Raw genomic sequence first — 7,643 nt, forward strand, 5'->3', positions numbered from 1 at the left:
TCGCGCGCGAGTTGCACCGCGATCGAGCCGACACCGCCGGCGGCGCCGTGGATCAGGACGGTCTGACCGGTGGTGAGGCGGGCGTGGTCGAATAGGCCCTGCCAGGCGGTCAGCCCCGAGATCGGCAGCGCGGCGGCCACGGTGTGGTCGATATCTGCGGGCAGCGGAGCGAGGTTGCGGGCTTCCACCGCGGTGTATTCGGCCAGTGTGCCGTTGCGGGTCCAGTCGGCCAGACCGAAGACCCGCTGCCCGACGGTCAAACCCGTAGTGCCGTACCCCAGTTCGACAATCACCCCCGATAATTCGTGCCCGGGCACGCTCGGAGTCCGGTCCCGACCGGCGCGGTCGGTCCAGGTGCCGGGCCAGTCCAGCTCGCCGGGGGTGAACCCGGCGGCGTGTACTTTCACGATCACGTCGTTCTCGGCGGCGTGGGGGTAAGGCAGGCCGCGAGTCAGGGTCATCCCGGCGACGCCGGCGTCACGGTTCCCAACAATGATGGCCTGCATGGTTGGTCCTTCGTTGTCGTGTGTCGCGACGTAGAGGCGAGGCATCACGTTGGGCAGCCTGCCGCATTCGGCGCTAACCGATCGGCAGCGCGCTCAGGATCGGGTTGTAGGCCCAGTTCAACATGCGCTCGGCGTCTTCCTTTGCGGCGACGCCGCTGTCGGGTGAGCTGTGCAGGACCACACCGATCAGCGGTATTCCTGCCCTGACCGTCTCGAACAGCAGACAGGTTCCCGCAGCGTCGGTGGATCCGGTTTTGATGCCGACAGTGCCGGGATAGTCGCGCAGCAGCGAGTTCGTGGTCCGCCAGAGGTGATCGCGGTTGTCCGGTCCGGCGGGCAGGTGATAGCTCTGCGACCTGGCGATGTCGCGGAACACCGGCAGGCTCATCGCGCGCAGGCCGAGGGTCACCAGGTCCGCCGGTGTGGAGTAGGTGGAGTTGTCGGTGGGGGCGGGCAGCCCGCTGGGGTCGGTGAAATATGTTCCCGCCAGGCCCATTTGACGCGCGGTGTCGTTCATTTTGGCGATGAAGCCGTCTTGGCCGGGCCCGTAGGCTTCGGCAAGGGTATAGGCGGCGTCGCAGCCGGACGGCAGCATCATCGCGTAGAGGAGCTGTCGCGCGGTGAGCACCTCGCCGGGGACCAGGCCTGCGTTGCTTCCGTCGTACTTGGTGCCGTAGGCGATGATTTCTTGCGGCACGGTAATAGTCCGGTCGAGGTCGCCGGCATTGATCACGACCAGTGCCGTCATCACCTTCGTGATGCTGGCTATCGGGACCGGGGTGTTCGGCTGTCGCGACCACAGCACCGTGCCGGTGATTCCGTCTGCCAGCGCTGCTCCCGACGCCTGCACCGCGTCCGGCTCAGGAGTCAGCCAGGGCAACTGAATATGGGCCTCGCTCGCGGCGGGTGCGGCCGCGAGACCATGACCGGCTACCACAACCAGCGCCGCCGCGGCGGCAGTCTGCAACAATCTGGCAAATGTCCGCATTGTCACATTCTGCAGTGCGATCCAGTCAACCTGTGGGATTTCATCGACCGAATTACCGCGCCGCTCCGACGGCAGCATGCAATCAGCTAATCCAGGATGCTCTGGGCCCGACGCTTCTCGCATGCGCTCCCGGCGGGGGCGGAAGCCTACTTTGTTGTGCGACATCCTCCACGACTGGGACGTCGAGCACGCCCACCGCATCCTCACTCGATGCGTCGAGGCCGCACGCCCAACCGGCCGCGTTCTCGTCATAGAACCAGCAGGAGGACGGCGAGCCAGCACCGAGATGGGCCTGTCGATGCTCATGATCTACGGCAGCCGCGAGCGCCGGATCGACGAGTTCCGCGCGATCGCCGCCCCACATGGACTGGTCCGCGACACAGTGACCGATCTGACCGACCAACGCTGCCTTCTCGAATTCCGGCGAGGTCTGGAGATCGTGTTCTCGCACATCCGACCGATGGGATATCGGCAAGAGGCACAACATAAGTCGGGCCTTATGCCACGTGCACGGCGAATCCACTGTGGCTCGTGGCGGCGGCGACGTGATCGGCGGCGGCCTTCAGTTCGAGGGTCGGCGGCAGGGATCCGTCGAAAGTGGCGACGGACAGGTCGTTGCCGCTGATCTCCCATGTACCCGCGATACGACCGCCGATGACAAGGATCGGCGAGATCCACCCTGCCGCCCGGCTCACTCGCGCGCGGTGTTCGGCGGGCAGCAGTTCGGTATCGGCTGTGCCGGGGCCGAGCACGTATTGGTCGAAGGCGCCCAGTAGATGGACCGAGGTGTCCAGCGGCTCGGTGGCGGCGAGTTCATCGGCGTGTTCGGTGAGCACATAGGCGCGGCGGCCCGCGATATCGACGTCGGTCAACGCATCCCCCAATTCCGAAAACCACCGACGCACCGTCGTTTTCCCGAGACTGTTGCGACTGAGCCAGGCGTCGAATGTTTCCGGGGTGGCCGGGCCGTACGCGCCGAGGTAGGCGGTGATGGCCACCGGTGCGGCCGCGTCCGGATCGGGCAGGCCGCGCCAGCCGCGAATGAGATGGGACGGGCTGGAGAACGTGACCCGATTGCCCTGCGCCGGACCGTGACACAGCGCCCCCTGCCAGGCCAGCGGCTTGAGCAGCGCGCCCCAGCCGGAGCGCAACTCCGCACCGAGTCGGTGGAAGGCGGGATCGGCGACCAGTGCGTCGACCAGTTCCTCCCGGCTGAGCACGACACCATCGAGCACCTGCGACACCGCATCGGCCAATGCCGCGACCTCCGCCGGGGATGCCCCGAACGTGCGCTGCCAGGCGGGCTTTTCCCAGGTGCGAGCCGAGCCGATCAACGAAAGGACCGCCGCCGCCAGGTCCGGGGCGAGCGCATGCAGGGTGCCGCGCATGGCCCAGGTCTTCATCAGCGTGCCCGCGGCCAACTCCGGTAGTAGCGCGCCGGGTTCGGGTTTGCAGCGCCGTAGCGCGACCGCGAGATCGGCCGCCGCGGTCACCTGAGCCTGCACGCCGCACAGTCGCTCGACGATGTCGGAGATCCCGATATCGACCGGTTTCGTGACGTATTGCCTGCGCAGTCTCCAGGCGAAAACCTGATCCCAGGTGACGTGCACCTACTTCCCCTCCTCCGATTCGGCGGACCGGCACGCGACGGACTGAGCCCGGCGCCGGATTCATGCCAGCGCCGGATTCATCCCACCTGATTCATCCCAGCACTGTGGTGCAGAACAGTACTCCGACGGCGATTTCGAGCAGACCGACTACCGTTGCCGCGATTACGGCGAGCAAGGCCGTCCGGTTGGTCGCACGTTGCACCGGGCCGACCGGCGTCGCCAAACGCTCGGCCCGCGCCAGTGCCGCGGTGGCCGCGGCGCTGAGCGCACCCGCCGGGACCGGACCGGTCGCGCCGACGATCGCGAGCAGGCCGCCGAGCAGCGGTTCCGCGCCGTGTCTGCGCGCGGCCGTATCATCGGCGCACATCTCCAACAGCCGACCGATTTCGCCGACCCCGTCGGTCACCAGACGCACACCGGGCAACGTGATCGCGATGGCGCGCAGCAAGCCGATCAGCGTGCCGTGGCGGCCGCTCAGATGCGCGTGTTCGTGCGCTAGCACCGCGGCGAGCTGGTCGCGGGTCAGCGCGTCGACCGCCGCGCTGGTGACGACAATGGTGTCGGGGCGGCCGGCCACGCAATAGGCTTGGCGCTCCGGCGAATCCAGCACCACCGCACTCACGCCCGGCACGCGGCGGCCGACCATCCGCACGGCGCGCCCGTGCGCGCGGGTGGTGCGCCGCAAGCGCAGCATGGCGCGCGCGGTATGTACCAGCATGCCGATAACGGCGATGGCGACCAGCGCCGCGAGTGTCAGGGTGCCGAATTGGGCGATCAAGCCGCCGTGCAGGTGGACGGGCGTGGACAGCACCGTGTAGGAGTCACGCAGGGTGTCGGCGGGATGCTGACAGAAGGTGGCGAATTCGATGACCAGCAGTCCGGCCGCCATGGCCCACGCGCCGAGCGCGCCCGCGATCGCGACCAGCCACGCGAGCGCCCCCAGCCTCGGGGCGGCACCGCGACGGGTGAGTCTGCGCAGCACGGTCGGGCCGAAGGTGGCCACCATACTGCCGTAGATCATCAGGCTCACCGCTATGTTCACGGCGCCTCGGGGGTCTTGCGCGAGGTCAGCCGACGCAGCGCGGCGCGCAGCCCGGCCGACTCCTCTTCACTTATCCGATCGACGAAATGGCTCAGCACCAGATCCGAACGGCCGCCCGAGCCGAGCGCCTCGAGCATGAGCCGGGCACTGTGCTCCTCGCGGGTGAGGGTGGGCCAGTATCGGTAGGCCTTTCCCGCGCGTTCGCGCGCCAGCCAACCCTTTCGGTGCAGATTGTCCATGGTCGACATGACCGTGGTGTAGGCGATGCCGCGTTCGGCGGCCAGTTCATCGAAGATTTCGCGGACCGTTGTGGTCTCCGCGTCCCGATCCCAAATGCGGTCCATGATCACCGCCTCCAAGTCCCCGAAACCACGCACGATGCCGACTCCCTCATCATTACTGGACACCCTCTGACGTCTCAGGGTAGCTGTCCGGGCTTGTTGCTACGTAGTCGTACCGTAGATTCGCTCGTTAGGCTGTAGACCTCGGTTCGAGGAGGCAGGCGTTGGGCGATGACCTGGTAACCGGCGAATTCGCCATCGACGGGCTCGTCCGCACCTGCGCCGTGCGCCCACCGCGTGAGCAGCACGCGCCGTTGGTGGTGGTTCTGCACGGCAATATGTCCGGAAATCCGGCGGCGGCCGCCAGACCGATCATGTACGACTGGACCAGTTTCGCGGCGCATGCCGACGATTGGGGCATCGCGGTTGCCTATCCCGACGGGCACGCTGGGTGCTGGGCCGACGGGCGGGGCGTCACGACCGCTGACCTGGCGGGCGTGGACGATGTGTCGTTTCTGCGCGCGGTGATCGATCGGTGCGCCGACCAATTCGGCACCGCACCGGATCGGACCATTGTGGTCGGTATGTCCAACGGCGCGTTCATGTCTCACCGATTCGCACTGGCGGCCGCCGACCTGGTGCCGGTATTCGCCGCGGTCGCCGGTGGCTTCCCTGCGGCATTGCGCGATATCCGGCCCACCCATGCCGTATCGGCGATGCTCGTCAATGGCGATGCCGACCCCATCCAACCGATCACCGGCGGCTTTTCGCGCCACCGCGGACCCGACGGTGAACCGCACGGCCGCACACTCGGATTGATCGAGACCGCCCAGCACTGGCGGACACTCAACCGCTGTGGGAACAACGAGCCCACGATCACCACCGAGACCTCGAGCCGACAGACCGCGACCGGCGGCGCCGGAGGCACCCAGGTGACGGCCTGGACGGTATTCGGCGGCGGGCACACCTGGCCGGGCTCGCCGGTGCCGCCCGAATGGGCCGACCGCCCGGGCACAGGCGTGACCATGGAATTCGATGCCGCCGAGGAAATCCTTCGCTTCGCCCGATCTCTCCTCGCACCGGCCGAAGACCGCAAACTCTAACGCGTTTCGGCACGCCAGCCCATCGCTGAATGAACGGTCAGTTCGGGCAGGTCGGCGTATCCCGCGGCAACCTCGTCAGCTCCTCGCGGTACCCGCGGACAGCCTTGCGGACGCGGGCGAGGGTGCTCTGATCGCCGATGGCGGGCCACAATCCCACGAGCTCGGCATCGCGTCGGCGCATGGTCGTTTTGTCCTCGGTCGGGTCTATGGCGATAAGGCGGTCGATGACCGTATCCAGCAGGGGGTGGTTGCATTGGGATCGGGTTCGGTAGCGGCCTTGATGGCGATGGACAACAGAACCAGCTGACCGAGCTCGGACAGGATCCCCGCGGCGTGGCTGTCGAGCACGCGCTGTAGCCCTCGACGTCGGCCGTGTGGATGAATGCGGAGAACGCCTGGTGTCGCGCACCCTGCGCGAGTCGGCCGCGCAATTCCTGGACACGATCCGCTCGGCGAACACGCTCCGCGCCTACAACATTGCCGTCGTCAAGACCGTCGAAGAGCTCGACGGACGCGGGCCGGCTCGCTCATGCCGAGATGTTCACCGCGCGAGGGTGTGTTCTTCGTGGACAGCGCCGCGCGAGCGGTCCCACGACTCGGACCCTGCCCTCACGCTATGTCGCCGGACATTCCTGCTGTGTCTGACCGAGCATGGTGAGATAGGTATCGAGCTGGGCCGCGCCGGTGAGAAGGTTGCGGCTGCGGGTGGTCAGCCGGTCCTGCCAGGAGTCGAGGAAGGCGCTCAACGCGTCCGCCCCGCCCGCCTCGCGCAGCGACCCGATGAACTGCGCGACCTGGTGCAGCAGGTACCCGCCTCGGCGTAGCTGTCGTGCGATCTCGGCATCGCGCACGCAGTCCGGTCCGTATTCGCGGTACCCCGTTGCCCGGTCGCGTTCGGGGCACAAGATGCCCTCGGCCTCCCAGGTGCGCAGCGTCGCCGGGTGCACGCTGAGTCGACGCGCGAGTTCACCCACGGTCAGCGGTCGACCGTGGACCGGGGATGGTGTCGTGGCGGACAGGCTGCCCAGGGCCGTTGCGACTTCGGTGCGGGTATCGCGTTCGGCGAGCAGCGCGACGTGCGCGGCGTCGATGAGCCGGTAGGCGGACTCGGTGTTGCCCTGGTTCGTCGCCCGCATGATTTCCATTGCCTGCTGGTGCCCGTGGCCACCGCGTAACGCAAGAAATGCGCGCAGGGCCTGCGCGTGTAGGGGCGTGTAGCGCCGGTAGCCGGTCTCGCTGCGCTCGGTCGGCGGAAGAATGCCCGCGTCGTCGTAGTTGCGGATCGCCTGTGCGGACAACCCGTGTTCCCGGGCCAGGTCGATGGGTCGCAGATTGCACCTCCGATTGAGGCTTTGATCGCTGGATCTCAGGTAGAAGTCGCAGAAGTTTCACGTGAATCTTCAACGATACTGTCAAGGGCAGTTCCTTCTGAAGAGAGGTGTTCATGTCCGCTGCCACATCGCTGCATGAGGTCGGCCGCCAACTCGACGACCCGGCCAGCCTTGGCCGTGCCATCGACGAACTGCTCGCCGCGCGGTCCGAGCTGCCGACCCTGCTCGCCCTCGGCGAGCCGACCCACGGCATCGAGGCATTCCCGTTGCTGCGCAACGAACTCCTCGGTCACCTCGTCGAACGCGGGTACCGGTCGATCGGGTTGGAGACCGATTTCTTCGCCGCGTCCGTTGTCGACGACTACGTGGCCGGGGCAACGGCGAATATCGACGAGGTGCTCGCTACCGGGTTCAGCCACGGGTTCGGTGCCGTGCCGGGCAACCGTGAACTGGTGGAATGGCTCCGGGCCCATAATGCCGACCGCTCGCCGCAGGACCGGGTTCGCTTCTACGGCTTCGACGCGCCGGTGGAGTACTCCGGTGCGCCGAGTCCGCGACGTGCACTGTCCTCGGCCACCGACTATCTGCCCGCGGCGCTCCGGCCCGCATCGGTCCGCGACCTCGACGCGCTGCTCGGCGAGGACGCGGACTGGACGAACGAGGCGGCCATGTTCGACCCGGCCGCATCGGTCGGCGATTCCGACCGCGCTCGCGTCCTGCGCATCGTCGCCGACGACCTCGCCAGCGCACTGCGCCGCGCCGCACCCGCCCTGCGTCCGGCC

Annotated in this window: 9 protein-coding genes and 1 pseudogene; 3 read left to right on the forward strand and 7 right to left on the reverse strand. The window is 67.6% G+C overall.

All coding sequences use genetic code 11. The features are described from left to right. Both ABZW16_RS42075 and ABZW16_RS42080 read right to left on the reverse strand, forming a co-directional pair. On the reverse strand, positions 1-506 hold a 506-nt coding region (locus tag ABZW16_RS42075), incomplete at its 3' end, for an NADP-dependent oxidoreductase (protein WP_354961756.1). Positions 507-579: 73 nt separating this feature from the next. Continuing rightward, positions 580-1,494: a serine hydrolase gene (locus tag ABZW16_RS42080; protein WP_354961757.1), complete on the reverse strand. Its 915-nt coding sequence runs from the start codon at positions 1,492-1,494 to the stop codon at positions 580-582. A 121-nt stretch (positions 1,495-1,615) separates the two neighbouring features. Here ABZW16_RS42080 and ABZW16_RS42085 point away from each other — a divergent pair. Next, a pseudogene (locus ABZW16_RS42085) lies at positions 1,616-1,849 on the forward strand (methyltransferase); the annotation flags it as partial. Between the two features lie 142 nt (positions 1,850-1,991). On the opposite strand, the gene ABZW16_RS42090 reads toward ABZW16_RS42085, so the two are convergent. The 3 genes from ABZW16_RS42090 to ABZW16_RS42100 all read right to left on the reverse strand — a co-directional run bounded on the left by ABZW16_RS42090 (position 1,992) and on the right by ABZW16_RS42100 (position 4,553). Continuing rightward, entirely contained in the window at positions 1,992-3,104 is a 1,113-nt protein-coding gene (locus ABZW16_RS42090; protein ID WP_354961758.1) for a winged helix DNA-binding domain-containing protein, read from the reverse strand. A 91-nt stretch (positions 3,105-3,195) separates the two neighbouring features. Further along, on the reverse strand, positions 3,196-4,146 hold the full coding sequence (locus tag ABZW16_RS42095) for a M56 family metallopeptidase (protein WP_354961759.1): 951 nt from the start codon (positions 4,144-4,146) through the stop codon (positions 3,196-3,198). After that, positions 4,143-4,553 carry a BlaI/MecI/CopY family transcriptional regulator gene (locus ABZW16_RS42100; RefSeq protein ID WP_354961760.1) on the reverse strand — a complete coding sequence of 137 codons (411 nt, stop codon included), beginning with the start codon at positions 4,551-4,553 and terminating at the stop codon, positions 4,143-4,145. Before ABZW16_RS42100 ends, ABZW16_RS42095 begins: the two co-directional genes overlap by 4 nt. 98 nt (positions 4,554-4,651) lie before the next feature. Here ABZW16_RS42100 and ABZW16_RS42105 point away from each other — a divergent pair, with 98 nt between their 5' ends. Continuing rightward, positions 4,652-5,530: an esterase gene (locus ABZW16_RS42105; RefSeq protein WP_354961761.1), complete on the forward strand. Its 879-nt coding sequence runs from the start codon at positions 4,652-4,654 to the stop codon at positions 5,528-5,530. Positions 5,531-5,567: 37 nt separating this feature from the next. Here the strand turns inward: ABZW16_RS42105 and ABZW16_RS42110 are convergent, their stop codons facing one another. Together ABZW16_RS42110 and ABZW16_RS42115 are read right to left on the reverse strand one after the other, a co-directional pair. Then, positions 5,568-5,711, reverse strand: coding sequence for a hypothetical protein (locus tag ABZW16_RS42110; protein ID WP_354961762.1), 144 nt, complete (start codon positions 5,709-5,711; stop codon positions 5,568-5,570). A 433-nt stretch (positions 5,712-6,144) separates the two neighbouring features. Beyond that, entirely contained in the window at positions 6,145-6,861 is a 717-nt protein-coding gene (locus ABZW16_RS42115; RefSeq protein WP_354961764.1) for a MerR family transcriptional regulator, read from the reverse strand. A 113-nt stretch (positions 6,862-6,974) separates the two neighbouring features. Here ABZW16_RS42115 and ABZW16_RS42120 point away from each other — a divergent pair. Further along, a partial coding sequence (locus ABZW16_RS42120; protein WP_354961763.1) for an erythromycin esterase family protein occupies positions 6,975-7,643 on the forward strand: 669 nt, incomplete at its 3' end.

It is taken from the genome of Nocardia sp. NPDC004604 (genome assembly GCF_040609795.1).
Taxonomy (GTDB): Bacteria; Actinomycetota; Actinomycetes; order Mycobacteriales; family Mycobacteriaceae; genus Nocardia.